Raw genomic sequence first — 25,512 nt, forward strand, 5'->3', positions numbered from 1 at the left:
GGCGGAGATGGAGCTATGCCACACCTATGGAATGCCGCACAGCCGGTTCACGGGGGCCGGTGACGGCCGCTGGTCGGCACTGGACCGGGCCAAAGCTCTTGCGTGGCTGGCGTACAGCCGGGCGGTGTGTTCGGGCTGCGGCACCAGGGCGGATGAGTGGAAGCCGGATCTGGGCGGGGACCGGTTCGCGTACGTGGCCGATGCGAGCACCTGTCCGGGGTGCGAGCTGCTGGAGATGGAGCGGGAGCAGGTACCGGACGGACCGGATGGGCGCGGGGTCAAGATCGGGCTCACGCCCAGACGGGAGCAGTAGGTGGCAGGCAGTGCCTACAACCTGTACGTCAACCTGCAGGCGACGACCGCCGGACTGACCAACGGTCTGCGATCCGGTGCCGGGCAGCTGCGCCAGTTCGACGGGCACCTGCAGCAGGTCAACCGCAGCCTGATGGAAACCTCGACGGCCACACAACGCCTGGCCCGCCTGCAGGCGTCCGCGTCCGTTGACGCGGTCCTCGGGCAGACCCGTGTCACCGCCGCCGTGCAACGCAGCCAGGCCGCACAGAATGCTGCCGCTGCGGCAGCCGAACGCAACGGCCGTGCGCAGGTCCTCGCGGCGAACCTGGCCGCGCGGGCGGAGACCGAACGGGCGGCAGCGGTGATGGCCGGCGAGCGTGCACTGCGCGCCCAGGCCGTCGCCCAAACCATGGCCGCCCGTGCCCAGGCCACCACCGGCCGGGGTGCGGCCGCGGCACAGGCCACGGCGACGGCCGCCGCCCGGGCGGCCACGCAGGCCGCGCAGGCGCAGACGCTGCAGGAGGGTCGGGCCGCTGCCGCGCAGGCTGCGGCCGCTCGTGGTGCGGCCCTGTCCACCCGGACGTTGCAGGCACGGCAGGCCGCCGACGCCACCGCCCTGACGGCGGTTACCGCACGGTCGGAGGCAGAGGCGGCAGCGGCGCAGCGTGCGGCGGCGAACGCGGCCGCCGTGCGTCAGGCGCAGGCCGCTGCGGATGCTGAGGCCAGGGCTGCTACACAGGCCCGCGTCAACGGCTACCTGAAGACCGGTCTGGTGCTGACGGCGGTCCTCGGCGCCGGTGTCGCGCAGGCCATCGCGCTGGAGAAGCGCATGGCCAACGTCATGACGATCTCCCAGCAGATCAACCAGTCGACGGTCGGGTCGTTCACCGACCAGATCGTCGACCTGTCGAAGGACCTGACGCAGTCGTCGAACCAGCTCGCCGACGGCCTGTACCAGATCGTCTCCACGGGCTTCGACGGCGCCGACGCCATGACGATCCTCGGAGTGGCAGCGAAGGGCGCCAGCGCGGGCCTGACGACCACCGAGGCGTCCTCGCGGGCCCTGCTGGGTGTCCTGAAGGCGTACGGCTTGGGCGCGGGTGACGCCGCCAACGTCATGGACATCATGTTCCAGACCGTCAACAAGGGCGTCATCTCCTTCGAGGAGCTGGCACAGAACCTTGGCGACGTGGTGCCGATGGCAGCCGCCGCCGGCGTCGAGTTCGACGACCTGTCGGCGGCGTACGCCGCGATCACCCTCACCGGTATCCCCGCGGCGGAGGCCGCGACGGCGCTGAACGGGATGATGACGCGGATGATGGCGCCCACCCGCGACCTGAGTAACGCGATGCGGGAACTCGGGTACGACTCGGCGGCTTCCGCAGTGCAGCAGGACGGCCTGTACGTGGTCGTCAACAAGCTGGCGAAGGCCACGGGCGGCTCGTCCGAGGCCATTACCAAGCTGTTCGTCGACGTGCGGGCCACCCGCGCGGTGCTGGCGCTGGCCGCCAACGACGGCAAGAACTACGCCGACACCTATCAGGGAATCGCGTCCGCGGTGGAGCGGGCCGGGGCCACCCAGCGGGCGTTCCAGATGCAGATGGACACCACGGCCGGGCAGTGGCAGCTGTTCGTCAACCGCAGCAAGGCGCTGGGCATGGACCTGGGCCGGGCGCTGCTGCCGGTCCTGCAGGCCGTCGGCGAAGCCGTGTCGGTGTTCGCCGGGGCTCTCGCGGACGCTCCCGGCCCGCTCAAGGAGATCGGTGCGGGACTGCTCGCGGTGACCGCCGGGGGCATGCTGGCCCTCGTCGCGGTCACCAAACTGACCACTCAGTGGCGCGAGTTCCGCATCGCGCTGGCCGCCGCACAGGCCGGCCAGTCGGCCATGCCGGCGGTCCTGAAGGGCGCGGGCCTGGCCGTGTCGGGCCTCACGGCGCTCCTCGCGATCGGCGTCATCGCGTACTCGGCGTACTCGGCGTCGAAGCAGAAAGCCAAGATGGCCACCGACGACCTGGTGGAGGCCCTGCGCGCGGAGAACGAGCAGGGCGACGAGGGTGCGGGCCTGCGGGCCCTGACCGAGTCGCTGACCAAGTCCGACGATGCGGCCAAGCTCAAGAAGGTCGGCCTCGACATGACCGACGCTCTGGACGCCATCACGAGCGGCGGCCAGAAGCTCGCGGACCTCAAGGCCAAGGTGTGGGAAAACGCTTCGTTCGCCTCGGTGGACCAGTCCGGGCAGGTCAGCTCGACGCTGTCAGTCGCGGGCAACGATGCGATGGAAGTCCTGGACAAGCAGCACAGCATCTGGTCGAACGCGGTGAAGAAGCAGGCCGAGCTCGCCGCGAACATGGACATCGTCAACGCCAAGGTCAACCAGGCCAGGATCAACGCGTCGAAGACCTGGTCCCTGGAATTCCTGGTGCCGCCCGGCCAGGACGGGCTGCCGCAGTACACCGATGAGATGAAGGCCATGGCGCAGGCCCTGGGCGGCATCGTCGACCCGGCCAGGGCGTGGTCCGACGCGCAGGACAAGGTCGCCAAGTCCAACAAGAACGCGAAGGCGACGCTCAAGGACTACATGGACCAGCTGCAGAAGCAGCTGAAGTCGCAGCGGGACTTCCAGAGGAACCTGTCGGCGCTCGCCATGTCCGGGTACACGGGCCTGACCGACCATTTCGCGAAGCTCGGGGTGAGTTCCGCCCCGATCCTGGACGAGCTGGTCACGCAGCTGTCCAAGGGCAAGACGAAGGTTGCCGACGAGCTGGAAGGCATCATCTCCGAGTCGTCGTCCCGGTCTTCGGAAGCGTTCCGTGCGGGCCTGGACCAACTGCCCGCGATCGCCGCCCGCTACGGCAAGAAGACCGCGCAGAAGTTCGCCGACGCCGCAGAGACCAACGATCCGGGCAAGTTCGCGAAAGTCCTGCAGGAGATGGCCGTCACCGACATGGCCCGGGCGGTGAAGAAGGGCAGCGCGGCCGCCAAGGTCCAGATGCAGCGCGGCATGGGTCTGCTGGCGCAGGTCGCCCAGGAGAAGGGCGCGGACGCGGCGAACAACCTGCAGCAGGCCCTTCTGTCCGGTGACGTGAAGGGCGCCATGAGCCAGCTGCAGGCGATCTGGGGTGCGGACCTGCCGATCAGTGAGAAGGACCTGAAGGGCGTCGTCGGCGCGTTCAAGACCGCGGGCAAGCAGTCCCTCACAGAGTGGACGGGCATGCTGACGCTGATCCAACAGGTCGCCAAGACCAAGGGCAACGCGGCCGCGATGGCCCTGACGTCGGCGCTGCTGTCCGGCGACATGGGGGCCGTGCAGACGCAGCTGGACCTGATCGGTGCGAGTGTGCGGCAGATCCCCGGTACCAAACAGATCTCCGTTTCGGTGAGCGCCCCGAAGTCAGTGACCATCCCCGTGTACCTGTCCCGCAAGCCCACGTCCTGGGACAAGGACGCCAACGGTGTCCCCGACAGTGTCCAGGCCCAGGCGCGCGGCTCGGTCCTCGACTTCTACGCGGACGGCGGCGTACGCCGCCCCGAGCAGCACGTCGCGCAGATCGCACCGGCGGGGAGCTACCGCATCTGGGGTGAGCGGGAGACCGGCGGGGAGAGCTACATCCCTTTGTCGCCCACAAAGCGCACCCGCTCGCGGGCCATCGCCGAGGAGACGGTTCGCCGCCTGGGCGGCAAGGACATCCGCTGGTACGCCGACGGCGGCCTGTCTGGGTGGTCGTACGAGCCGGCCGGGGGCTCCGGGGGTCTGTTCTCCCTGTCGTCGATCGGCTCGGACTCCATGAACAAGAAGGGCACCGCCCTGGACCTGGGCAAGTTCGGGAAGAACCTCGACAAGGCGGTGTGGCAGGCGCAGCGGTGGCGCAGGGACCTGGCGACGGTGGCCCGCCGTGCCGGTAAGGACGTCGCCGATGCACTGGAGGCGATGGGCGCCGACGGCATCGACCTGACGCACAAGATGGCCACGGGCAGCTCGAAGTACATGAAGGCCATGGCCAAGGACCTGGAGAAGCTGGCCGCGACCGCGAAGGCGTCACTGTCGGAGTACACCAGCCAGCTCGGCGGTGCGGCCAAGCAGACAGCCACGTTCCAGCAGAACCTGGCGACGCTCGCAGCCTCCGGCTACGGGGACCTGGCTTCGCGGCTCGCGGAGCAGGGCGACCAGGCTGCGATCGACCTGGCCGCGCAGGCCGTCAAGAGCAAGTCGGCCGCGTCGAAGGCGAACTCGGCGTCGAAGTCGGCGTCGGCGACGCTGTCCGATCAGGACCTGGCGGACCTGCTGACGATCATCTCGGCGATCAAGTCGAGCAAGACCGGTCTCCACCAGGTCGCCGACGACACCGAGCTCGGCGAGGACCGCATCATCGAGGTCGCCAACGCGGGCCTGTCCCGGCTGAAGAAGGCGCTTGGGAAGCGGGCCACGAAGTTCGTCGCCGACCTGGGGCGGGCCAACAAGGGCCTGTCGTACGCGCAGGGCGGTGTCCTGACGCCCGGCCTGTACGCGACGAGCAACGGGCTGGTGCGGTTCGCGGAGCCCAGCACGGGCGGTGAGGCGTACATCCCGCTCGGGCAGTCCAAGCGGTCGAACGCGACGGCGGTCCTCGAGGACGTCGCCCAACGGTTCGGCTACACCCTCACCGCCCAGGGGGTGACCGGTCCGATGCGGATGGACGCCCGGCCGGCCGGTGGCGTGCAGGTCGTCGTCGTGAAGGAGCAGGCCGGGCCGCTGATCGGCCAGATCCCGGTGACCGTCACGTCCGGCGGTGGCGGCCGCGGGGCTGCGCAGGAGATCGGCGCGGAGGTGATGCGGCGCCTTCGTGCCGCGCAGCGAGGAGGCAAGCTCTGATGGCAACCCTTGGGGACTACCAGTTCGACGTCGGTGGCGGCCTGGTGATCGGCAGAGGCACTCTGCTGCCGGTCGGCGAGGTCAGCGGCCTGGCCGCGCCGGAGCTGCGTACGGCCGATGTGGACAACCCGAGCGATGACGGCGGCTTCCCGGGCGTCGACCTGTACGGGACGCGCACCGTGTCGATCGAGGCCGGTATCCGCACCCCCGACGACCCGGCGGCCGCCCTCGACCTGCTGGCCCGCCTGCAGCAGGTCACCGGCACAGACGCCACCCGCAAGACGCCGGGCGCGCTGGCGGTGCTGAGGGTGAAGTGGCCCGGGCGGGACGTCAAGCGCCTGTACGGCAGGTGGCGGCGGGTGGAGACCGCGACGATGGCGCAGGCCGTCTACGGCTGGATTCCGTTCATGCTGGACTTCGCCGCGACGGACCCGCGTTGGCATGCGGACGACTCGCAGTCGCTGACGCTGCCGCTGGATATCTCCGACGACTCGCAGGGTTTCACCGCGCCGATGGTCGCCCCGATCACCACGGGGGTGTCGCACCCGGACGAGCGCCCCGGGTGGGTCCTCAACGAAGGGGATCTGGCGGCGTGGCCGACGGTCCGCATCGACGGGCCGGTCACCAACCCGAAGGTGTGGGTGGTGGAGACCGGCCGCTACCTGCAGCTGCAGATCACCCTCGGGGCCGGGGAGCACATCGACATCGACACCCGGCCGGGCACCCGGTGGGTGCTGCGCAACGGGTCCGGCAACGCGGCCCCGGCGCTGACGGCGGGCAGCCGCATGGACCTGTTCCAGATCCCGCCCGGCAAGAGCGAGATCCGCTGGACCGCCACCGACTACACGAACACCTGCCGCCTGACCCTGTCGTGGCGCGACGCCTACACCGCCCTGTGAGGACTTCCGAATGACGCTGATCCAACCCCCGATGATGGTCACCGGCGGCACCCACCCCGCCCGCACCATGCGCATGATGATCCGCGACCTGTCCCGCGGGTCGCAGGGCGTGACCGAGTACAACGACCTGAAGGTCACCCCGCTGACGACGCCCGGCGCGGGCGTGCAGGTCGCCGACGGCTCCGGTGTGGTGCGGGGAGCCGCCTGGGGCCAGGGCTCCTACACCCAGTACAACGTGGGCTCGGCGACGGTGAACATCGCCCCGACCGGGGCGACGGGCCGCACCGACATGGTTGTGCTGCGGGTGCTGGACCCCGAGTACGAAGGCACCCTCAACCCGGCCTCCGACGACATCGGTTACTTCTACGTCGTCTCCAACGTCAGCGCCACCGCGACGCAGCCGCCGGCGGGGATGACCGCGATCCCGCTCGCCAGGATCACCCAGGGCCCGAACTCCGCCACGATCACCACCGCGATGATCACCGACCTGCGGACCATCGCCAACCCCCGCCGTGACCGGCAGATCTACACCGCGTCCCCGTCCGCCGACCAGAACTGGGGCGGCAACGCCAAGGGCACGTACGTGTCGTATCCGACTGCGGCCCGCTGGAACATAGCCGTGCCCGTGTGGGCGGTGCGGGCCCGCATCATCTTCACCGTCGCCGCAACGCAGGTCATGAACGGCAGCCTGTGGGGGCACGCCGCGTTCAAGCTCGGCACCGTCCAGGGCCAGGGCATCAACTTCGATACGGGCCCGTTCACCACCGGTGACCGCTCCCAGCGCGTGAACCTGGTCTCCGCCGACACCATCACCGTGCCCTCGGCGATGCGCGGCACCACGCAGCTGCTGCAGTCCATGGTCGCCATGGACAACGCGGCCGCCGGAACGCTGCAGGTAGACGTGGCCACGACCGCTATCGCGGACGTGGAGTTCGAGGAGGGCGTGTTCTAAGCGTGCACTCCTACCGCTATCTGACGTGCAGCGCGCTGACGGGGCAGGTCCTGGCATGGGACCTGCCGCTGTCGGATGTCTCCTACGGCCCGGAGCTGAACGGTCCGGGGAGCCTGACGGCGACGCTGGAACCGCACCTGGCGCATGTGCTGGGCTCCATGGTCGACCCCGGCAACACGATGCTGTTCGCCGAGCGGGACTCCAAGCTCATGTGGGGAGGCGTGATCTGGCGGGCCGAACCGGAGGCCGGCCGGTACCCGATCGAGGCCGCCGGGTTCACCTCGTACCTGGGACGCCGCCACGACCTCCACGGCAACCTCAACGCGCGCGGCCCGTACACATACGGCGACCCGTGCAAGCTGATGCGGGACGTGTGGGCGTACTGCCAGGAGCAGCCCGACGGGGACCTGCAGGTCCTCGTCGACGCCACCACCTCCAAGGCGAAGATCGGCACCCCGGAGGAGCCGTACGCCTCCGGCTGGTGGGAGACCCGCACCCTCGCGGACCTGATCGTCGACGCGGTCGGCGCCGACGGCGGCCCGGAGTGGACCGAGCAGGTCGAGTGGTCGGGCGACGTGCCGCGGCGCAGGTTCCGTATCGGCTGGCCGCGCCTTGGTACCCGCCGTACGGACGTGTCGTTCACGACCGGCGTGAACATCGCCGTTCCTGAGCCGGTCATCTACGACGGCGACACCTACGCGCAGGTCGTCGTCGCCCTCGGCTCGGGTGAGGGCCGGGCGCGGCTGCGAGCGATCGACGCCGTCCGTGACGGGCGGCTGCGCCTCGAGGAAGTCATGGACCTGCCCGCGGTGAAGGGCCAGGACCAGCTGTCGGCGAGGGCCCGCACCGAGCGGATCGCCCGCCAGATACGCGGCGACATCCCGGAGGTCGACCTCATCGACCACCCCGCCGCCCGCTTCGGCTCCTTCGCGGTGGGCGACGACGTGTGGGTGCAGGTCCACGACCAGTGGACCGACTACGACGGATGGGCGCGGGTGACCGGATGGACGCTCACGCCGGCGCAGGGGGACCAGCAAGAACGGATGACGGTGCGCCTGGCGCGCGCCGACTCCTTCACTTACGGAGGCTGACCCTTGGCTGACACCCTCGCCGTTCTGGCGGGCAGGATCGCCACACTGGAACGGCTGGTGCGGGACCTGTCCCGTACCAGCCGCCTGGCGAACTCCTCGATCGAGAACGGCGCCATCGCCGTCTACGACGACTTCGGGACGATACGCGGCAGCATCGGCCTGCAGCACGACGGCACCCTTGCGGTCGCGGCCGTCAACGGCCCCCCGCCGCCTGTGCCGGGGACGCCCACGATCACCTCGGTCCTCGGCGGTGTCGCCGTGGTCTGGGACGGCTCCTTCGCCGGTGGCGCCCAGGCCCCGGCAGACTTCGCGTACGTGGAGGTGCACTCCTCGACCGACCCGGAGTTCCCCGACGGCGGGTCCCTGTTCTCCGCGTTCTACTCGGCGCAGGGCGGCACGATGACCGTGCCGGCGGGAGGCCCGGTGTGGGTGCGGCTGGTGTGCGTCTCGACATCCGGTGTCGTCTCCGACCCGTCGCCGGTTGCGGGACCGGCCGGGCCGACGCCTGTCGTCGCCCAGGCCGTCCTGGACGGCATCATCAGCGAACTCGCGCTCGCCGACGACGCCGTCACCCGCGCGAAGATCGCAGCGGCAGCGGTCGGCAAGACCGAGATCGCCGACGGCTCGATCACCACACCGAAGCTGGTCGTCGGGGAGCTCAACGGCGACCGCCTCGCGGTGGGGACCATGGCCGCCGAGGTCCTGATCGCCGCCAGTATCACCGCCGCCCAGATCAAGGCCCTGAGCCTGACCGGCGACCTGATGGCGGTGAACACCCTCACCGCCGACAAGTTCGTGGCGGGCACCATCACGGCCGCGTCCGGCGTGATCTCCTCCCTCGACGCCAGCAAGATCGTCGTCGGGACGTTCGACGCGTCCAAGGCGACCATCAAGAACCTCGACGCGTCCGCGATCAACGCCGGGACGATCAACGTCGACCGGCTGTCGGTCGGGCTGCAGGGGCAGGTCGGCCAGAAGTTCTACGACTTCGGCGACCAGGCCTCCAAGTGGAGTGAATCCGGGGCCGGTTCCATGACCACCGTGGCGGTCGCCGACGCCCAGTCCGGCAGCAGCGTGATGCGGTGCGTCGGCTACATCGCGGCCGGCTACCGGCCCGACGTCAAGATCCCGTTCGATCCGGGCGTCACCTACCGGGTGAGCGCCCGGGTCCGCCAGACCGTCGCGAACAGCACGCCCGGCACCAACCAGAAGTTCTACGCGGGTGTGGCGGGAATCGCGGCCGACGGCGTGACCTGGGTGAACGCCACGGGTGCGAACTCGACCTCCACCCAGTTCTTCGTCGCAGCCAGCGCCCAGGACCTGACGGCCGGCGCCGGGTGGGTGACGTACACCGGCTACATCAAGGGCACTTCAGCTACCCCCACCGGCGGCGCCAGGCCGAATGCCAACGCACCCGGCCAGCTGCACGCCAACGTCCGGTACATCACCCCCATCGTGTTCGTGAACTACACGGGTGGCGGCGGCACGGCCGAGATCGACATGTTCGCGATCGAGGTCGTGGAGATGGGGGCGCTCACGGCGAGCAACATTGTGGCGGGGGCGATCGACGGGCAGGTCATCACCGGTGCCACGGTCCAGACCGCCAAGTCGGGCGCGCGGCTCGCGCTGTTGGGCAACCGCTTCTTCGCCACGGACGCCACCGGCAAGGTCCTCGCCGAGATCGTGCCCGACGACGGCAACGGGCGCAGCGCCTACTTCACCTACGACAGCAGGTTCGGCGTCGACTACTACGGCGCGTTGACGGCCGGTGACGTTCGTTTCGGCGTCTCGGGTCAGACCTCCCTGCAGGAAGAGGCGGGGGTCCTGTACTCCTTCCTGGGCGGGGGCCTGTACGAACTCCTGCTGTCGAGCGGAAGCGACCTGGGCAACTCGGCGGCGGAGATCAACCTGTACTCCGAGACGGGGCCGGTCGCAGCCGACTCCGAGATCGTCCTGAGCGCGGACAAGATCACCGCACCGGGGCGCCTGACCGCAGGGAACATGGCCTTCGGGTCCGTGAACATCACTCCGAGCGCGATCAACGCCCCGACGAGCTTCACAGTGAGCGGCCTGCACGTGGCCGGGAGCACCTTCCGCGCGTTCGTCACCGCGAACACCACCGTGCCGGGAACCAGCGTGACCGGTGTGGCTGCGACCAGCGTCACCGCAACTGGTCTGACGGTGTGGCTCACCCGTTCGACTGCGGTCACTACGACGGTCTTCTGGATGGTGGTCGGATCATGAGCGATCTCGTTTTCGAGCCGGGCAAGTACTACGCCGCAGTGGTCCAGTGCGTCACCGAGACGTGTGAAAACTACGGCCAGCCGCCTTTCGACGTGGCCGAGTTGTACTCCAACGCCGGGACGCCCAGCGTCCAGTGCGGTCTGTGCCAGCAGGCCATGGAGATCGTGTCGGCGATCCTCATCGATCCGCAGCCCGAGATGGCCTGACCCCGCTGTGGTGTCGCCCCGTGCCCGTAAGATCGGATGCGGCGCGGGGCACGCCAACCAAGGGAGTGCGCGGTGACGCAGCCGCCGAACGCCGATCCCACCTTGTGGGAGCTGCACCGCACGCTCCAGCAGCTTCGCGAAGACCAGAGCGACGGCATCAAGCAGCTTCGTGACGACCTGCGCGGTGATCTCGCCGCGATGAGCCAGCGGTTCGAGCAGATGGTCACCAAGGACGTCTACCAGGCCGACCAGCGTCTGGTGAACCAGCGGATCCAGGCGGTTGAGGATGCGCAGGAGGCCGCGGTCCGCCAGCGCGAGAGCGACCAGCAGCAGGCCGCCAACACCCGCAAGTGGCTGGTGGCGGTGTTCGTCGCCCCGTTACTGCTGGGCCTGGTGCAGCTGTGGTTCACCAGCAGGATCGGCGCAGGCCCGTAGCAGGGTCTGCGCCGCTGCAGCACCATCCGTCCGGCGCGGGGGAGAAGCACCGGGCAACAACATGATCAAGGCCATCGACATCAGTTCGCTGCAGCCACACCCGGACCTGACGGGTGTGGACGTCGTCATCATCAAGGCGTCCGAGGGCCGCACCTACGCCAACCCCTTGCGGGTGGCGCAGGCCGCGGCCGCCCGCAAGGCGGGCAAGCCGGTCGGCTGGTACCACTTCCTGTGGCCGGGCAACGTCCAGGCGCAGGCCGAGTACTTCATCCACTGTGCCCAGCCCAAGGCGGGCGACATCCTCGCGTGCGACTGGGAGACCACCACGTCGGGGACCGTGCCGTCGTGCGCCGACAAGGACGCGTTCCTGGCGGCCGTGAACAAGCTGCGGCCGCACCTGCGGGTGGTGCTGTACTGCAACCTCGACTACTGGAAGAACCGCGACACCACCAGCAAGTGCGGCGACGGCCTGTGGATCGCCGACCCGGGCGCGGCCGCCGGCCACCCGCGCGTCACGCACTCGTGGGTGGTCCACCAGTACGGCATCCGCAACCACACCGACGTCAACGTGTGCAACTTCGCCACGGTCGAGGACTGGAAGAAGTGGGCGGGCGCGCCCGCCACCCCCAAGCCGCCGACGCCCAAGCCGCCGACGGCGAAGCCCTACGCGCCGCCGAAGTTCCCCGCGGGCCTGGCGCCGGGCAAGTCCCGCCCGTCGGCGAAGGAGCTGCAGAAGGCGCTGCGCAAGGCCAAGTTCCTGACCATCAGCGACCGGGACCTGTCCGACACGTACGGGCCGCGCACGCAGGCCGGGGTGGGCAAGTTCTTCGCCGCGCACCCGCAGTTCCGGGAGAAGGGCAAGCCGCACGACGTGGCTATCGGGCCGCGCGGCTGGGCCTACCTGTTCACCCTCGCCTACGGCCGGAAGTGAGGGACGGATGGACGCCGAAGAGATCATCCGCCGGTTCACGTTCCACCCGGCCGACACCGCCGCGCGCCGCCAGGCGCACGAGGACGTCCGCACGGTGTGCCTGGACCTCGCGCTGACGCTGAACGCCGAGCTGCCGGCCGGGGCGGAGAAGCAGGCCGCCCTGTTCCGGCTCGAAGAAGTCATGTTCTGGGCGAACGCTGCGGTCGCCCGCCAACCCAAGGAGTGAGAATGCTCTTCAACTACCTTCTGTCGCTGGTGCGGACCCTCGCGCCGATCCTCGCCGGATGGCTGATCACCCAGGCTCTGCGCCTCGGCATCGACCTGGACAGCACCGTGTTGGTGTCGCTGGAGACGTCGGCGTTCGCGGGCGCCTACTACCTGGTGTTCCGCTGGGCCGAGCTGCACATCAGCCCGCGTTTTGGCTGGCTGCTGGGGTACGCGGCGCCGCCGCAGTACCAGGAGTCGCAGCCGACGCCGCTTGGCTGACCCAGGTCGGGAAAGACCAAAGCCCCCACCGCACGCGGTGGGGGCCTCGACCTCTTGGAGCATTCACCCTAGCAGCCGGTGATCTCGAACACCGGGGCGAGCCTAGCTGTATTCTAGATACAACGTCAGTGGGAGAAGAGGGGGTCGGCAATGCCGAAGAAGCCGTTCCTGGCCGGCAGGCAGGAGTTCGCAGCCGTGTACGGGGTGCCGGGGACGCTGATCACGCAGTGGTTGGGCCGGGGGATCCTGAACTACGACCGTGCGGTGATCATTTCGGGGTCGCCGTACTGGCTGATGTCGTTCGTGCGGGACTTCGAGAAGATCGCGCCGCGGCGCAAGGAGATGGACCGCAGGGTGCTGCAGCAGTTCGTCGCCGAGCAGGAGCCCGGTGCGTGGACGGAGAGCGTGGACGAGGTGCCGCCGCTGCTGGGTCTGCAGGAGACGACACAGCTGTTCGGCCTGTCCAGCCAGCAGAGCATGTCGTCGGCGGTCCGCAAGGGCGGGTTCGTGGCGCCGGACTACTCGCTGTCGGGGTCGCCGATATGGCTGCTGGACACCTTGACCAATGTGGCGGCGCCGATGATGCAGGCGAAGGCCCGCACCGTGCCGTGGGCGGTCAACCCGCAGGTGGAGGCGGCGTTCCGGCAGAGGCGGTACACCGGCCCCGGCTCCGTGATCGTCCCGCGCGGACTCGCCGCAAAGCGCCCCTGACCTGCACAAACAGCTAGACACCCTTCCCAAGTTTGATAGAATAAGGCCAGCGTCGCAAAGGGCGACGCTGGCCTTGCTCTTGGGAGGAATGCATGTACGCCACCACGCGCGTGGCCCGATCGCCGACCCGCCGGCGCGGGCCCGGGGGTACCTCGCCGGTTGATCACGTGACTCCTATCGGTAAAGATGTGCCACACCATTCAAGTGTGAGCGCACTTTCGGGGGTTTCGTGCCCTACCAGCAGACGCAACTGCCCGGCCTGGACGGCAGCCAGCCCGTCCAGCAGTTGGCCAGCTACCCCGGCCTGGCCATCCAGCAGCAGCTGCCCGGCCTGGATGACATCCAGCCCGTCCAGCAGCCCGACATCCACCCCGGCCAGTCCATCCAGCAGCGGTTCGAGGCGTTCCACGCCCTCAACCCGTGGGTGCTGCGGCACCTGGAGGCACTGACCACCGACTGCGTCGCCAAGGGCTTCAAACGCGTCGGCATCGGGATGCTCTTCGAGCTCCTGCGCTGGCGCTACGGCGAAGCCACCAGCGGCGATGTCTTCCGGCTCAACAACAACTTCCGCAGCCGGTACGTGCGGCTCCTCATCGAACGCAACGCCCAGTGGGCGCCGCTGTTCGAGACCCGGGCCCTGCGCGCCGCATGAGACCAACGACCTCTTGGAGCAGTCCCGATGGGCATCAAGCTCAAAACCCGCAAACCCACGGGCATCGTGCCGTGGCCCCTGATCCTCCTCGAAGGAGACGAGGGCGCCGGAAAGACGTACTCCGCCGCCGAGTTCTCCGCCTCCGAGCTCGTCGGCCAGATGTACTGGATCGACCTCGCCGAAGGCAGCGCCGACGAGTACGCGGCGATCCCCGGCGCCCGCTACCTGATCATCGAGCACGACGGCACCTACCGGGACATCCTGGAGCAGATCCGGGCCGTGTTCCTCGAGGCCCGCCGGGCGGCGGCCGCCGGCGAACCGCCCGTGGTGCTGTCCGTCGACTCGGGCACCGCGCTGTGGCGGATGCTCAAGACCTGGACCAACGAGCGGGCCCGGCGCAGCAGGAACAACGCGCAGCTCCTGCAGGAGAACCCGGACGCCTCGATCGACGTCGGCATGAACCTGTGGAACGACGCCACCGACCGCTGGCTGGAAGTCATCCACCTGCTGCAGACCTTCCCGGGCATCGCCATCATCACCGCCCGGGGCAAGCAGATCACCGCCATCGACGAGGGCGGCAAGCCGGTCAAGGACAACCGCGGCCGCGTGCTGAGGGAGTGGAAGGTCCAGGCCCAGAAGGACTTGGCGTTCGACTGCTCGGTGTGGGTGCGCATGCGCCGGGGCAAGCACCCGCAGGTCATCAAGGCCCGCTCGCTGCAGCTGCGGGTCGAGGACGGCAAGCCGCTCGTCCTGGAGAACTTCACCGTCGAGGACCTGGTGTTCAACCGGCTGGGCTGCTCGATGGACTCCCAGCCCCGCCAGATGCCCGCTCTGGTCGGCGACCGCGTGCAGGCGTGGCTGGAGGACAACGACGTCGAGGAGCTGCAGGACGTCGAGAAGCTGCGAAAGCTGTGGTGGGACGCCGCCGAGCCCGACACCGGCCTGACCCGCGCCGAGGTCGTCTCGATCCGTGGGGCGATCGAGCGGAAGGTCGCCGTCCTCGAGAACCCGCCCACCGAGATGGGCCAGGGCCCGGCAAGCGACGCCGACCGGCTGCGCGCCGCAGCGGAGCGCAAGGCCGCCGAGGAGCCCGACGTCGACCCCGACGACGTGACCGTGCCGGAGCCGACACGCCGGCCTGCGCGCAAGCGCACTCCCGCCAAGACCACGGCCTCCAAGGTCCCCGTCCGGCGTTGAGCCGCCCTACTTCCAGGAGTACCTGATGACCGCACAACCTATGGAAAGCGTGTCCCTGTGGGCAGCCGCTCACGACGTCGACGCGAGACGGCCGCGATCCCTGCAGCGCCAGCTCGGCGCCTCGGACACGGTGTGTGAGCGCCGCGCCGCCTACGTCCTGTTCGGGGTCACCCCCTCCGACTGGTCCGAGAAGCGTGCCGCGATCTTGGGGACCTACATCCACGAGGGCCTGCTCGGTGCCGCCCGCACCGAGTACGGGTGGCTGGTGGAGCGGGCGGTGGCCGACGACACGATCCGGGGCCACATCGACGCCGTGCAGCTCGACCAGGCCACCGCTGAGCGTGTCCCGGCCCGGCACCGGCCCAAGGTGGCCGCCGAGCACGGGGTGACCGTGGAGGACGTCAAGACGAAGTCGACGTACCTGTGGGAGAAGGTGCGCCGCTACGGGCCCTCGGCGGCCGAGCTGCGCCAGGTGTACCTGTACGCGGACCTGCTGCGCACCACCGGGTTCGAGGACGTGCGCGGCCAGCGGTACCTGGCCAAGCTCGGGCCGCTGGAGGTTGCCCGGATCCGCTTCCGCTTCGTCAACCGCGACAACGGCGAAGAGCACATTGAGGAGTTCGACTTCGACCCGAACGAGGCCACCCGCGCCCGCTGGTGGGTCCAGCGTGTGCGGGAGCTGAAGTCGCCCGAGGAGGGGCGCCGCGACTTCGACGGGCCGGGCCTGGATGCCATCTGCGACCACTGCCCGTTCATGACGGCCTGCTGGGGCCTGCCTCAGCAGCCGGGCACCGCGGTGCAGACCGTGCTCATCCACGACGACGCCGACCGGACCAAGGCCCTGGCGGAGTACGTGCAAGGCCACGAGCTGGCCCTCCAGGGCACCCGCATGAAGGCCCTGGCCCGCAAGAAGGTCGACCTCTCGCCGGCGGGCGTGTACGGCGCGAACGAGCTGGTGTGGACCGGTGGGAACGACGTCTGGTCCGGCGACCTGCAGGCCATGGTCGACCTCCACGAGTCGGCGGGCCTGACGGTGCCGATGGTGCCCGACGAGAAGCGGATGGTCGCCAACTTGAAGGAGGCGGGCCTCGCGGTCCCCGAGAGGAAGACCGCGCAGAAGACGCCCAAGACCATCAACGTGCGGGCCTACAAGGCCTGATCGGACCGCTGCCGCCCGCCCGCGACCCGGGCGGGCGGCAGCGTGCCCGCAGAAGGGGAAGTTCAGTTGTCCATTCACCTGATGCTCGTCGCCGCATACCTGCCCAACGACGTGGTCACCCAGGGCCAGAAGCTGGCCCTGATGAAGATCTGCGACTCGGCCGACGACGAGACCCGCCTGTCCAAGCCGGGCATGAAGCGTGTTCGCGCGTGGGCTGGCGTCGGGGAGAAGCGGTGCACGACCATCGTCACCGAGCTGGTCGCCAAGGGCCTGATCGAGCGCGTGGAGGTCGGCATGCTCGGGCGCCGGGCGGTGTACCGGGTCTTCCCGCTGGGAGTGCCCCCGATCCCGTCCAACGACGACCTGGACGCCCGGTTCCAGGCCGCCGACGCCGCGCCGAAGAACCCGAACAAAGCCCGCTCGGGCATCACTCGCGCGGCACCGTCCAAGCCCGCGATGACGCACGAGGACATCGATGCGAGGACGCGCGAGGACCTCGACGTGCAGGAGCTGGCCGCCGGCGAAGGCGTGAGGCGAGAGCCAGGGTTCCACGGGTGGAACCCTGATGATGACGAGCCCAGGGTTCCACCGGTGGAACCCCAAGGGTTCCACGGGGGGAACCCCAAGGGTTCCACCGGTGGAACCCCTTCTTTTCCTTCTTCTACTGCTGTTCTTCCTTTCCCCCCTACCCCCGCGGCTGACGCCGCAGGGGAGCCGCACGGTTGCCCCAAGCACGCGACTCCGGCTGCCAGTTGTCGTGGCTGCAAAACCAACCCGCGCTCCGCGCGCGCGGCCCGCGACCGGGAGCGGGCGGAGACGGAGCGGCAGTCGCAGCGGGAGTTCATGGACAACTGGCATGCGGACCTCGCCCAGGCGCGGCAGGTGGTCCAAGAACGCCCGCAGGACGTGGAGGCGGCCCGGCAGCTGGCCCGCCAGGCGCATCGGGCGGCGCGGGAAGGGCCTGGTGACGCCCGCTCACCCAAAAAATGAAACTGGACCCCCACCCCAAAGGCGATAGAATAAGGGCAGCGGTGGGGGGGAACGGCCCCCGCCCACCAGCCCGAAAGGCAGACACCGTGAACCGTCCGATCGCCACCAACGACGACGCCGAGCGCGCCGCCGAGGACGCCACCCCGCCCGTCCACCGCTTCGATGACACCTCCGAGGCGTACGACGCCACCCAGTGCCGCGACGACATCCGCGACGGCGACGTCCTGGTCGTCGAGTCGGAGAAGGTCGTCGGCTTCCTCGTCGAGGCCTGGCCCATCGCCATCACCGAGGTCAGCGGCGAGTTCCACGGCCTGACCGCGCCCGTCGGGGAGTTCAGGGACGGCCGCTACCTCGCGAACACCGAGCGCGCCATCGCCCTCGCCGGTGAGCTCGGCTTTCCCGTGCGGCAGTCCGCTCAGACCGCCTGACCCCCCGGCCCGGACGGCGGACAACATCCGCCGTCTGGGCCCGCATATGCCACACCACTCGACCGAGCACACTCACCTCTTGGAGATCCGCATGTGCCAGCTGCCCACCCTGCGCCGCGACCACCCGGACCGGATGGTCCTGGACGCCTCCGCACACGCCGCCACGGTCCTGATCGGCCTCGCCCGCGCGTGGAGCGCCCGCCCTCAGATCGTCGACGGACTGTTCGCCGAGCTCGCCAAGCTCGACGAGTGCGTCCGCGACGGGATCCAGCTCGAGGACGTCGGCAGCGCCGAGCACGCCCGCGACCTGGTCGCCCGGCAGCTCCTCGCCGAGGCCGGCGGCGCCGAGTTCCACCTCAGCCCCAAGCGCGACCGCGACGCCGCCCACCAGGCCCGGCAGATCGCCGAGGAGGCCCGCCGCATGGCGACCGCCCTCGACGCCCACGCCAACGCCCTCGACGTCGAGGCCGACGCCGCCGAGCGCAAGCACATCGCCCGCCAGAGGGCCGAACTGAAGCGCCTGCAGGGCCGGATCGCCAACCTGGCCCCCGAGCCCGCCCTGGCCGCCGTGCTGACCCTCCAGCCCCCCATCGGCGACTGACCCACCCCGGTCCGGGCGGCGGGCAATCCGCCGCCCGATTCACAGATGTGCCACAACTCTGTACTGTGTCGACCGCTCACCTCTTGGAGATCATGATGACCCTCGCTTCCTTGCCCGACCACGGCGGCTTGAACGACTCGCAGTGGCAGGCCCTTTGGGCGCAGTACGACGCCGTCACCACCCCGCTGCGCGCGGCCGGACTGGTCTGCGACATCGACACCGCCGGTGGCCAGAACGTCATCTACGTCAACCTCCCCGACGGCACGCACCTGGTCATCGCTGACGAGCACGAGCTGCCCACCCGCCTCGACGACGTCACCGGCTGGCGGATCGTGCGCAGCCACAAGGACAACCCGAACTTCGACGCCCTGGTCTACGACTCCACCCCCGAGGGCGAACACAGCAAGCACGCCGCCGACATCAAGACGATGCTCGCCGCGATCGCGATCTACCTGCACAGCCTGGGCGACGGCGACACCAAGACCGCCGGGCAGGTCCTCGGCGAGTCCGTGTCGGACCGCACGCAGCTGTACGGGGTCGGCGTCCTCGGCGTCAGCCCCGAGCACACCGCAGTCGGACGGGTCGTCTCCGACCCCTTCGACACCCACCTGCAGGCGGTCAACGAGTACGGCCTCTACACCCACCAGCTTGACCAGGACGGCTGGACGCAGGTCCACGAGCAGGGCGGCACCGAGTGGCCGCTGACCGTCTGGCACCGCCACCAGGTCGTGCGGACGGTCTTCGTCACCCCGATCGGCGCCTGACCCCCACCCGACCCGCTCGGCCCCGCACCGACGTGTGCGGGGCCGCGCCGTACCCCTTGGAGACACCACCCGTGGACACCGTCCCCCAAGCCCCCGAGCCGCAGGCGGCGCCCGCCCCGGCCCGCCAGTGCTGGTGCGTCATCAACCACCCCGTCACCGCCGCGCAGCGCGCCGAGCTGGGTGAGGCCATCGACTACGCCCGCCGCATCGGCGACGCCGCGGCCCTGCCGCTGCTGATTGCCCGCCTTACCGGCCCCTGCCCCGCCCGCACCTGACCCGCTTCGGCCCCGCCCCATCGGCGGGGCCGACCCGCACCTCTTGGAGAACACCGTGTTGACCACTCTTCCCCGCGACGTCGAGTTGACGTTCAACGACCTGCTCGCCGGGGCCGGCGGTTCCTCCTCCGGCCTGGTGGAGTCCGGATGGCAGGGCAAGCTCGCCATGAACCACTGGCAGACCGCGATGGACTCGCACGCCGCGAACCACCCGACCATCGAGCACCTGACCGCCGACGTCAGCGGCTACCCGATGCGGTTCCTGCCCCGCGCCCTGCTTTTGTGGGCGTCGATCATATGCACCGAGGTCAGCCCGGCCGGCGGCCGCGTTCACCAGACCGATCAGCTCGACCTGTTCGAGGTCCTGGACCGGCTCGGTGACGACGACGACGCCGAGTCGTGGAAGGCCCTGACGCCGGACGCGTTCGAGCGGACCCGGGCCACCGCCTGGTGCGTGGTGCGGGCGTGCGAGGCGAAGCGGTTCCCGTACGTCGTGATCGAGAACGTCGTCGAGTTCGCCCTGTGTTGGGTTCTTTTCAAGACCTGGGTCAAGGCCATGACGGAGCTCGGCTACGAGGCCCCGCAGATCCTGTGCGCCACCTCCGCGCACGTCGGCGACGACACCAACCTGCGTGCCCCGCAGTGGCGGGACCGCATCTACATCTGCTTCCGCCTCAAGGGGATGCCGAAGCCGGACCTGGAGCCCCGCCCGCTGGCGTTCTGCTTCGAGTGCGGCAAGGACGTCCACGCGAGGAAGGCGTGGTTCGAGCGCGGGGTCCGCATCGGCAAGTACCGGCGGGACTACAGCTACCGGTGCCCCAACACGCGCTGCCGTCACGCCGAGGTCGAGCCGTACGTGCGCCCGGCCGCCTCCGTCATCAACTGGGACGACCTCGGCCAGCGCATCGGCGATCGCAAGAAGCCTCTGGCCGATACGACGACGGAGCGCATCCGCGCGGGCCTGGTCAAGTTCCCTCACCAGCCGTCCTCGATCACCCTCAACCACGGCAAGGACGGCACCGACCGGGCCTACGCGGTGGCGGAGCGGCCGTTCACCACGCGCACCATCAAGCAGGGCGAGGCGCTGCTCGTGCCGACCGGCGGCAGTTGGAACACCGCGTGCAGCGACGTCGCGGACCCGATGCGTACCCGGATGACCCGCGAGAGCGAGGCCTTGGTCTCGGTCGACCCGGAGCCGTTCGTGATCACTTACCGGCAGAACGCCAACCCGGCTCTGGCCACCGAGCCGATCACCGCCGTCACCGCGCAGGGCATCCATCACGGCCTCGTCGTCCCCGGCGGCGCGGTCCCGCCCGAGCTGCGCAACGCCCTGGTCATCCCCTACCGCAAGGCCGCCGTCAAGACGGCCGCCGAGCCCGTCCACACGATGACGACGCACGACTCGGCCGCGCTGCTGAACACGGCCCCGGCCGTGGAGGACTGCTTCTTCCGGATGCTCAAGCCCCGCGAGCAGCTGGACGCCCAGCGGTTCCCCCACCGGTACATCGTGCTGGGCACCCAGGCCGAGCAGACCATGCAGGGCGGTAACGCGGTGTCGGTGAACGTCGCCCGGCACATCGGCGAGCGCATCAAGGCCGTCCTGTAGCCCCGCGGCGGGCCAAGCCCCGACCGGCCTGGCCCGCCGCCCCCCCATCACCCCTGAAACCGATCTCTTGGAGACCCCTGTGACCACCGAGGAGCAGATGTGACCGGCGCGTGGACCCTTCGCGCACCCTGCAGCGGCTTGGACGGCTTCGTGCCCAACCAGGACGCCTGGAAGACCGTACGCGACCTCAAGCGCCTGTTCGGGGCCCGGTTGGGCTACTGCAAGGCGTGCCCGTTCCGCGCCGAGTGCATCGCCGTCGTCAAGCCCTCCCAGGCCATGTTCGACGGGATTGCCGGTGGCCGCCTGTGGTGCAACGGCCTCGTCATCGACGCCCTCGACGACGTGAGCGACGACGAGCTGGCGGAGCCGAAGCTGCGCCCCTCCTGCGGCACCGAAGCCGGAGCGAAGAGCCACAGCCGCAACGACGAACGCATCTGTCCCTCGTGCCGGCAGGCGGCCCGCGAGATGGATGCGCGCCGCCAGGCGGAGAAGCCCAAGCAGCAAGAACAGCTGCAGCTCGACTTCGCCGGTACCACCTGACCCGTCCCCCGCCTGCCTCCGGCGAAAGGGGGGCGGGCGGCAGGCCCGACCCCCTTTTGGAGACCACGATGCTCCACCCCGCCACCGACCCGCGCGCCGACACCGGCGGCCCCCAGTGATCCGCACCAAGAACCGTGCCTGCACCGGCAAGCGCCGTCACGACACCGAGGAGCAGGCCGAGGAGCACCGCGACCGGCTCATCGCCAAAGGCGCCGTACGCCTGGCCGCCTACCCGTGCCGCCGCCGCGCCTGTGGCGGCTGGCACGTCGGTCACACGCCCAAGCCCCGCACCACTCGCTGACCCCAACACCTCTTGGAGAACCCGTGAACCACGACACGACCGACCTCGCCACCCGCCTTGCAGAGCGCGCCGCCGGAGCGTGGCAGGAGGAAGCCGCCGTGTGGCTGCTCGCCGCCGATGGCCACTGGCTGCCCGAACTGGAGCGGACCGCCCTGATCCACGACGACGGCGACGGCCACTCCCGCATCGCCTGGCGTCAGGTCGCCGTCGCGTGCCTGTCCGCCGGCGACGGTCCCCTGATCGGAACGCTCGCAGAGTGGCAGGTCCTGCGCCTGGCCTGCCTCCTGACCGGACGTCACGCCCTGTCCCTGGCGAACCTGAGCCTGCTGGACGAGACCAATAAGCGCCTGGCCCTGCACGCCGTGGCGTGGGCGTCCGGCGGCCGCGCATGGGCCGACAGCCTCGCCCTCCTCACCGCCTGACCCCACCCCCGATCCGGGCCGCGCCCGCGGTGCCCACCCCCGCGGGCGCGGCCCACCCAACCACCCAGACAAAGGAACCGAGCATCGTGAACCCCTCCCTGCGCGCCAAGCTGGTCATGGACGCCATCCACCGCGCCGTTTCGTGCGACTTCCAGATCGCTTCGAACCTGATGGGCGAGATCCTCCGGAACAGCAACGGCCAGCAGATGTACGGCGTGTGCTGCGGCCTGGCGGACGCCGCCCGCCAGACCCTCGTGCGCCTCCACGGACACCAGGGCCCCGAGACGCAGTGGGCGCTGGCCGCACAGGAACCGGACGAGGAGCCCCGCCACCCCGCGCACACCTTCTCCCTGCGCTTCATCACCGCCTTCGCCAACGGCGACATGGAGACCTGCAAGGCCCTGTACCTGGCCGCGGCCAACGCCACCGCGGACGACTACGCCCACTCGGTGATCGCGTTGCTCGGCGACGTCGCCCGCCTGGCCCGCCGCGCGCTGCTGGAGCTCGCCGAGGGCGGCGAGGGGCCCGCGGCCCACCCGCATTGACCTCCGGACACGCTCAGTCGGGCCCTGGGCGCGGTGCAGTGACCCGAGCAGGTACCGAGCCAGCAGCCGCCTGACCTGCGGAGATGCGGAATAAAAATCTTGACGGGCCCACGGATGACGGTAGAATAAGGGGAGTGGTGCGAGGGGACCCCCCCCGCCCTGACGAGGAGTTCACAACTGCAGAGGGAGGCGACGATGAGTCGTTACAGCGTCGGCGACACCGTTACACACGGCCGGACCGCGGACAGCGGGACGGTCCGCGAGGTGAAGGCCAACTGGAAGCGCCAGGCCGGCGGGAACACCACCGTCATCCACAAGTTCGTTGTCGATTGGGACAACGGGCCGCAGGGCCAGCTGTGCGGGGTTCGGACCTTCGCGAAGTAGGGAGCTCGACCGGCCGCCTACTCGTAGGTGGATGACCGAACCGAAGTGTGCCACACCGTTCAAGCGTTACCCCGGCCCGGCCGCCCACCCCACCAGGTGGGCGGCCGGGCCCGCCCGTGCACGACCAACGGCCTCTTGGAGGAAGCCATGCCCGTCACCGCAACAACCGATCGCCTCGCCGCCCCGTACGCGCTCGCCACCGGCCACACGGCCGACCGGCTCGCCGACATCCTCGCCGGGGGCCTGCACCTGCAGGCCCTGCTCGTCGAGCGGTTCGGTCTCACCGTCGCCGCCGCCGGCGAGGTCGCGATCGCCGTCGACCAGGTCCTGACCGTCACCCACCGGACGACCAGCTACGGCCAGGACTACCGCACGTGGATCGCCTGCATGCCCGAGGTGTTCCTGAAGTGCCTGGTGGAGATGGCCGCCTGCGCCGAGGCCGACGAATTCACCGTCGGTCACGCGGTGCACGTCGGCCGCCAGCTGATCACCGAACTCGCCCTGGCCCTTCGCCCGTTCTGACTCACCCCTGGGGGCCGCCGCCCTGGCGGCCCCCCCTTCACCGACTCGGAGACAACCATGAGCCCCATTCGCGCCATCCGCCTCGACGTCGACGGCACCCTCACCGACCTGGAACTTCCCGCCGGCGGGGGCCTGTCGGCAGCCCTGCGCCCGGTCGTCGAGGGCTGGGTCGAGATCGCTCACTACGCCCGCCCCGACGGCACCCACCGCCTGTCCGTGGCTGTGAACGAAGAGGGCATCGCCCTGGGGCTGCCGGAGAACCTGTACGCGACGTCGCTGGTCAACGCCATCCGTCTCGACCGGCTGGGGTACTGCCTGCGGGGGCCCGTCGTGCTGCTGGGCGCCCTGGACGGGGCGCGCCTGCACACCGACGTGCCCGAGGTGCTGCGCGGCGGCCTGCCGCCGATCATCGACGCCCTCAAGCCCCGCTACACCCGAGTCACTTCCTGACCTACCGCGGGCGGCCGGGCCCCGCACGGGGCCCGGCCACCCACCTCGACCACGAACGGAGCACCCGCATGAGCACCGACCGCTTCGACCAGTTCGCCGCCACCGGCACCGGCTGGCAGCCCGCCCGGATCCGCCTCGCCGACGGCCACATGATGAGCGTCCAGGCCGGGCCCGGAGCCGGCTGCCTGCCCAGGCCCACCAGCTCCTGGCCGGGCACTGTGCCGACCGACTACCCCAGCCCGTACACCCACCTCGAGGTTTTCCTGTGGCCCGGCCTCGAAGGCCCGGACGACTGCGACTGGGACGAGGACCCGGTCGACTGCGACAGCGCCGACGCCTCCCTGTACCTGGAGGTGCCAGTCGAGGAGATCCGCGCCTTCGTCCTGGCCCACGGCGGCGAGCACGCCGATCAGGACGCCGACCAGCCCGCCAACTGAGCCCGCACACCCCGACCGAGGAGGAAGCATGCCCCGACAGATCCAGGCCCTGTACGTCCAGCCCAACGGCCACACCGAGCCCTTCTACCTGCACGACGAGCCCAAGCGCCAGCAGTCCGACATCGCCGACGAGCTCGACGGCCCCGTCACCGCCTGGCGCCTCGGCCGCCACATGACCGCCCACACCAGCGCCCCCGGCTTCGAGCGCACCCGCAACAAACCGCTGCGCTGTGCCTGGCGCGACCTCGCCGGCGCCGACGCCCCGGACCTTCGCGGCCCCATCATCGTCACCGGCCCCGAAAGCCGCGACGGCCTGCTGCAGCCGCTGCCGCCGCAGGCCGCCGAGCGCGTCGACCGCTGGGCACGCCTGCTGGGCGCGGCGACCATCCGGCGCCGCCCGCAGATGTCCGCCGCCCAGGCGGTCGGCACCCGCGACCTGCAGTGCGACACGCACGCCGTGCACCATGACCGTGTCAGCGGCCGCTGGGCGTTCGTCGTCCTGGACGGCGTCGGCGACGAGGAGGACATCCAGGAGTACGTGCGGACCTGGGCGCCCGCGCTGGCCCGGGCCGCCGCCCGTTCGGGCGACCCCATCTCCGCGATCGCCCACATCCGCGCCCAGATCCTGACCCGACTCGGACGGCGCTGGGGCCACATGGACCCGGGCGCGGCCGCGGTCGTGGCCGTCCACCACCCCACCAACCCGCTGCTGCGCCTTGCCTTGGTCCGGCGACGCCCGCGCCTACCGGTTCTCCGACTTCGGCAACCTCGTGCCGCTGACGAAGGACCACAACTTCGCGCAGGAGCTGCGCGACGCCGGCCGCCAGCCCAAGGCGTGGGACCACATGTCGCTGATGGCGGGCCTCGAAGACGGCGACATCGGCTACGAGGAGGTGCTGTTGGAGATGGTCGCGAAGCTCGCCCTGTGCTCGGACGGGGTGCATCACCCGCTGGAGACCTACGAGCCAGGCCTGATGGAGGACGTCATGCTGATGGCCCTGGACCCGAAGGAAGGCGCGGGCTCCCTCGTGGCCGAGGCCCTGGCCCAGGGCCGGTTGCGTGAGGCGAGCTGCGACAACGCGACCGCGCTCGTGGTCAGGTTCCCGCGCCCCGGCGCCTGAAAAATCTGGCCCGTACCTGA

30 protein-coding genes are annotated in these 25,512 nt (G+C 70.2%); all 30 read left to right on the plus strand.

The genetic code is table 11. The annotated features are described in order from the left end of the window. The first annotated feature begins 31 nt into the window (after positions 1–31). Complete coding sequence (locus ABZV38_RS08555) at positions 32–313, plus strand: hypothetical protein (protein ID WP_356325941.1); 282 nt, start codon at positions 32–34, stop codon at positions 311–313. Beyond that, the gene (locus ABZV38_RS08560; RefSeq protein WP_356325943.1) at positions 314–5,143 is read left to right on the plus strand and encodes a phage tail tape measure protein; all 4,830 of its coding nucleotides are present in this window, start codon (positions 314–316) and stop codon (positions 5,141–5,143) included. Next, the gene (locus ABZV38_RS08565) at positions 5,143–6,042 is read left to right on the plus strand and encodes a hypothetical protein (RefSeq protein ID WP_356325945.1); all 900 of its coding nucleotides are present in this window, start codon (positions 5,143–5,145) and stop codon (positions 6,040–6,042) included. The genes ABZV38_RS08560 and ABZV38_RS08565 overlap by 1 nt, the downstream gene beginning before the upstream one ends. A gap of 10 nt (positions 6,043–6,052) precedes the next feature. Beyond that, positions 6,053–6,994 (plus strand): hypothetical protein, encoded by a 942-nt coding sequence (locus ABZV38_RS08570; RefSeq protein ID WP_356325947.1) that lies wholly within the window; start codon positions 6,053–6,055, stop codon positions 6,992–6,994. A 2-nt stretch (positions 6,995–6,996) separates the two neighbouring features. Further along, entirely contained in the window at positions 6,997–8,085 is a 1,089-nt protein-coding gene (locus ABZV38_RS08575; RefSeq protein WP_356325949.1) for a hypothetical protein, read from the plus strand. Positions 8,086–8,088: 3 nt separating this feature from the next. Beyond that, complete coding sequence (locus ABZV38_RS08580; RefSeq protein ID WP_356325951.1) at positions 8,089–10,329, plus strand: hypothetical protein; 2,241 nt, start codon at positions 8,089–8,091, stop codon at positions 10,327–10,329. After that, positions 10,326–10,535 carry a hypothetical protein gene (locus ABZV38_RS08585; protein ID WP_356325953.1) on the plus strand — a complete coding sequence of 70 codons (210 nt, stop codon included), beginning with the start codon at positions 10,326–10,328 and terminating at the stop codon, positions 10,533–10,535. Before ABZV38_RS08580 ends, ABZV38_RS08585 begins: the two co-directional genes overlap by 4 nt. A 72-nt stretch (positions 10,536–10,607) precedes the next feature. Continuing rightward, a complete protein-coding gene (locus ABZV38_RS08590) occupies positions 10,608–10,970 on the plus strand; it encodes a hypothetical protein (RefSeq protein ID WP_326604269.1) in 363 nt (120 codons plus the stop codon). A 61-nt stretch (positions 10,971–11,031) separates the two neighbouring features. Beyond that, positions 11,032–11,901, plus strand: coding sequence for a GH25 family lysozyme (locus ABZV38_RS08595; protein WP_356325955.1), 870 nt, complete (start codon positions 11,032–11,034; stop codon positions 11,899–11,901). 7 nt (positions 11,902–11,908) lie between these two features. Further along, positions 11,909–12,127 (plus strand): hypothetical protein, encoded by a 219-nt coding sequence (locus tag ABZV38_RS08600; RefSeq protein ID WP_356325957.1) that lies wholly within the window; start codon positions 11,909–11,911, stop codon positions 12,125–12,127. Between the two features lie 2 nt (positions 12,128–12,129). After that, positions 12,130–12,387 (plus strand): hypothetical protein, encoded by a 258-nt coding sequence (locus ABZV38_RS08605; RefSeq protein WP_356325959.1) that lies wholly within the window; start codon positions 12,130–12,132, stop codon positions 12,385–12,387. A 150-nt stretch (positions 12,388–12,537) separates the two neighbouring features. After that, positions 12,538–13,098 carry a hypothetical protein gene (locus tag ABZV38_RS08610; RefSeq protein WP_356325961.1) on the plus strand — a complete coding sequence of 187 codons (561 nt, stop codon included), beginning with the start codon at positions 12,538–12,540 and terminating at the stop codon, positions 13,096–13,098. 229 nt (positions 13,099–13,327) lie between these two features. After that, entirely contained in the window at positions 13,328–13,750 is a 423-nt protein-coding gene (locus ABZV38_RS08615; protein WP_356325963.1) for a hypothetical protein, read from the plus strand. 27 nt (positions 13,751–13,777) lie between these two features. Further along, a complete protein-coding gene (locus ABZV38_RS08620; protein WP_356325965.1) occupies positions 13,778–14,947 on the plus strand; it encodes an AAA family ATPase in 1,170 nt (389 codons plus the stop codon). A 25-nt stretch (positions 14,948–14,972) separates the two neighbouring features. Next, complete coding sequence (locus ABZV38_RS08625; protein WP_356325967.1) at positions 14,973–16,106, plus strand: PD-(D/E)XK nuclease family protein; 1,134 nt, start codon at positions 14,973–14,975, stop codon at positions 16,104–16,106. Between the two features lie 66 nt (positions 16,107–16,172). Continuing rightward, positions 16,173–17,096 carry a hypothetical protein gene (locus ABZV38_RS08630; RefSeq protein WP_356325969.1) on the plus strand — a complete coding sequence of 308 codons (924 nt, stop codon included), beginning with the start codon at positions 16,173–16,175 and terminating at the stop codon, positions 17,094–17,096. An 86-nt stretch (positions 17,097–17,182) separates the two neighbouring features. Beyond that, a complete protein-coding gene (locus tag ABZV38_RS08635) occupies positions 17,183–17,524 on the plus strand; it encodes a hypothetical protein (RefSeq protein WP_356325970.1) in 342 nt (113 codons plus the stop codon). Positions 17,525–17,603: 79 nt separating this feature from the next. Then, positions 17,604–18,125 carry a hypothetical protein gene (locus tag ABZV38_RS08640; RefSeq protein ID WP_356325972.1) on the plus strand — a complete coding sequence of 174 codons (522 nt, stop codon included), beginning with the start codon at positions 17,604–17,606 and terminating at the stop codon, positions 18,123–18,125. Between the two features lie 92 nt (positions 18,126–18,217). Continuing rightward, positions 18,218–18,889, plus strand: a complete 672-nt coding sequence (locus ABZV38_RS08645) for a hypothetical protein (RefSeq protein WP_356325973.1) — start codon at positions 18,218–18,220, stop codon at positions 18,887–18,889. Positions 18,890–18,960: 71 nt separating this feature from the next. Beyond that, positions 18,961–19,164 carry a hypothetical protein gene (locus tag ABZV38_RS08650; RefSeq protein WP_356325975.1) on the plus strand — a complete coding sequence of 68 codons (204 nt, stop codon included), beginning with the start codon at positions 18,961–18,963 and terminating at the stop codon, positions 19,162–19,164. 55 nt (positions 19,165–19,219) lie between these two features. Further along, complete coding sequence (locus tag ABZV38_RS08655; protein ID WP_356325977.1) at positions 19,220–20,770, plus strand: DNA cytosine methyltransferase; 1,551 nt, start codon at positions 19,220–19,222, stop codon at positions 20,768–20,770. A gap of 138 nt (positions 20,771–20,908) precedes the next feature. Continuing rightward, on the plus strand, positions 20,909–21,310 hold the full coding sequence (locus ABZV38_RS08660; RefSeq protein ID WP_356325979.1) for a hypothetical protein: 402 nt from the start codon (positions 20,909–20,911) through the stop codon (positions 21,308–21,310). Between the two features lie 115 nt (positions 21,311–21,425). Beyond that, the gene (locus ABZV38_RS08665; protein ID WP_356325981.1) at positions 21,426–21,611 is read left to right on the plus strand and encodes a hypothetical protein; all 186 of its coding nucleotides are present in this window, start codon (positions 21,426–21,428) and stop codon (positions 21,609–21,611) included. A gap of 23 nt (positions 21,612–21,634) precedes the next feature. Continuing rightward, positions 21,635–22,033, plus strand: a complete 399-nt coding sequence (locus ABZV38_RS08670; RefSeq protein WP_356325983.1) for a hypothetical protein — start codon at positions 21,635–21,637, stop codon at positions 22,031–22,033. 86 nt (positions 22,034–22,119) lie between these two features. After that, positions 22,120–22,578 carry a hypothetical protein gene (locus ABZV38_RS08675; protein ID WP_356325985.1) on the plus strand — a complete coding sequence of 153 codons (459 nt, stop codon included), beginning with the start codon at positions 22,120–22,122 and terminating at the stop codon, positions 22,576–22,578. Positions 22,579–22,773: 195 nt separating this feature from the next. Further along, positions 22,774–22,962, plus strand: a complete 189-nt coding sequence (locus tag ABZV38_RS08680; RefSeq protein WP_356325987.1) for a hypothetical protein — start codon at positions 22,774–22,776, stop codon at positions 22,960–22,962. A gap of 147 nt (positions 22,963–23,109) precedes the next feature. Continuing rightward, positions 23,110–23,484, plus strand: coding sequence for a hypothetical protein (locus ABZV38_RS08685; protein ID WP_356325989.1), 375 nt, complete (start codon positions 23,110–23,112; stop codon positions 23,482–23,484). A gap of 57 nt (positions 23,485–23,541) precedes the next feature. Continuing rightward, positions 23,542–23,934 (plus strand): hypothetical protein, encoded by a 393-nt coding sequence (locus ABZV38_RS08690; protein ID WP_356325990.1) that lies wholly within the window; start codon positions 23,542–23,544, stop codon positions 23,932–23,934. 68 nt (positions 23,935–24,002) lie between these two features. Next, complete coding sequence (locus ABZV38_RS08695) at positions 24,003–24,371, plus strand: hypothetical protein (protein ID WP_356325992.1); 369 nt, start codon at positions 24,003–24,005, stop codon at positions 24,369–24,371. 716 nt (positions 24,372–25,087) lie between these two features. Then, positions 25,088–25,492 (plus strand): hypothetical protein, encoded by a 405-nt coding sequence (locus ABZV38_RS08700; protein ID WP_356325994.1) that lies wholly within the window; start codon positions 25,088–25,090, stop codon positions 25,490–25,492. Positions 25,493–25,512 lie beyond the last annotated feature (20 nt).

The sequence above is a fragment of the Streptomyces sp. NPDC005181 genome (genome assembly GCF_040608395.1).
Taxonomy (GTDB): domain Bacteria; phylum Actinomycetota; class Actinomycetes; order Streptomycetales; family Streptomycetaceae; genus Streptomyces.

Excerpts from the sequence above, each read along its gene's own strand:
- ABZV38_RS08555 (WP_356325941.1), top strand. The coding sequence starts at position 32 with ATGCCGCACAGCCGGTTCACGGGGGCCGGTGACGGCCGCTGGTCGGCA.
- ABZV38_RS08565 (WP_356325945.1), top strand. The coding sequence starts at position 5,143 with ATGGCAACCCTTGGGGACTACCAGTTCGACGTCGGTGGCGGCCTGGTG.
- ABZV38_RS08570 (WP_356325947.1), top strand. The coding sequence starts at position 6,053 with ATGACGCTGATCCAACCCCCGATGATGGTCACCGGCGGCACCCACCCC.
- ABZV38_RS08585 (WP_356325953.1), top strand. The coding sequence starts at position 10,326 with ATGAGCGATCTCGTTTTCGAGCCGGGCAAGTACTACGCCGCAGTGGTC.
- ABZV38_RS08595 (WP_356325955.1), top strand. The coding sequence starts at position 11,032 with ATGATCAAGGCCATCGACATCAGTTCGCTGCAGCCACACCCGGACCTG.
- ABZV38_RS08600 (WP_356325957.1), top strand. The coding sequence starts at position 11,909 with ATGGACGCCGAAGAGATCATCCGCCGGTTCACGTTCCACCCGGCCGAC.
- ABZV38_RS08605 (WP_356325959.1), top strand. The coding sequence starts at position 12,130 with ATGCTCTTCAACTACCTTCTGTCGCTGGTGCGGACCCTCGCGCCGATC.
- ABZV38_RS08610 (WP_356325961.1), top strand. The coding sequence starts at position 12,538 with ATGCCGAAGAAGCCGTTCCTGGCCGGCAGGCAGGAGTTCGCAGCCGTG.
- ABZV38_RS08620 (WP_356325965.1), top strand. The coding sequence starts at position 13,778 with ATGGGCATCAAGCTCAAAACCCGCAAACCCACGGGCATCGTGCCGTGG.
- ABZV38_RS08625 (WP_356325967.1), top strand. The coding sequence starts at position 14,973 with ATGACCGCACAACCTATGGAAAGCGTGTCCCTGTGGGCAGCCGCTCAC.
- ABZV38_RS08645 (WP_356325973.1), top strand. The coding sequence starts at position 18,218 with ATGATGACCCTCGCTTCCTTGCCCGACCACGGCGGCTTGAACGACTCG.
- ABZV38_RS08680 (WP_356325987.1), top strand. The coding sequence starts at position 22,774 with ATGAGTCGTTACAGCGTCGGCGACACCGTTACACACGGCCGGACCGCG.
- ABZV38_RS08685 (WP_356325989.1), top strand. The coding sequence starts at position 23,110 with ATGCCCGTCACCGCAACAACCGATCGCCTCGCCGCCCCGTACGCGCTC.
- ABZV38_RS08690 (WP_356325990.1), top strand. The coding sequence starts at position 23,542 with ATGAGCCCCATTCGCGCCATCCGCCTCGACGTCGACGGCACCCTCACC.
- ABZV38_RS08695 (WP_356325992.1), top strand. The coding sequence starts at position 24,003 with ATGAGCACCGACCGCTTCGACCAGTTCGCCGCCACCGGCACCGGCTGG.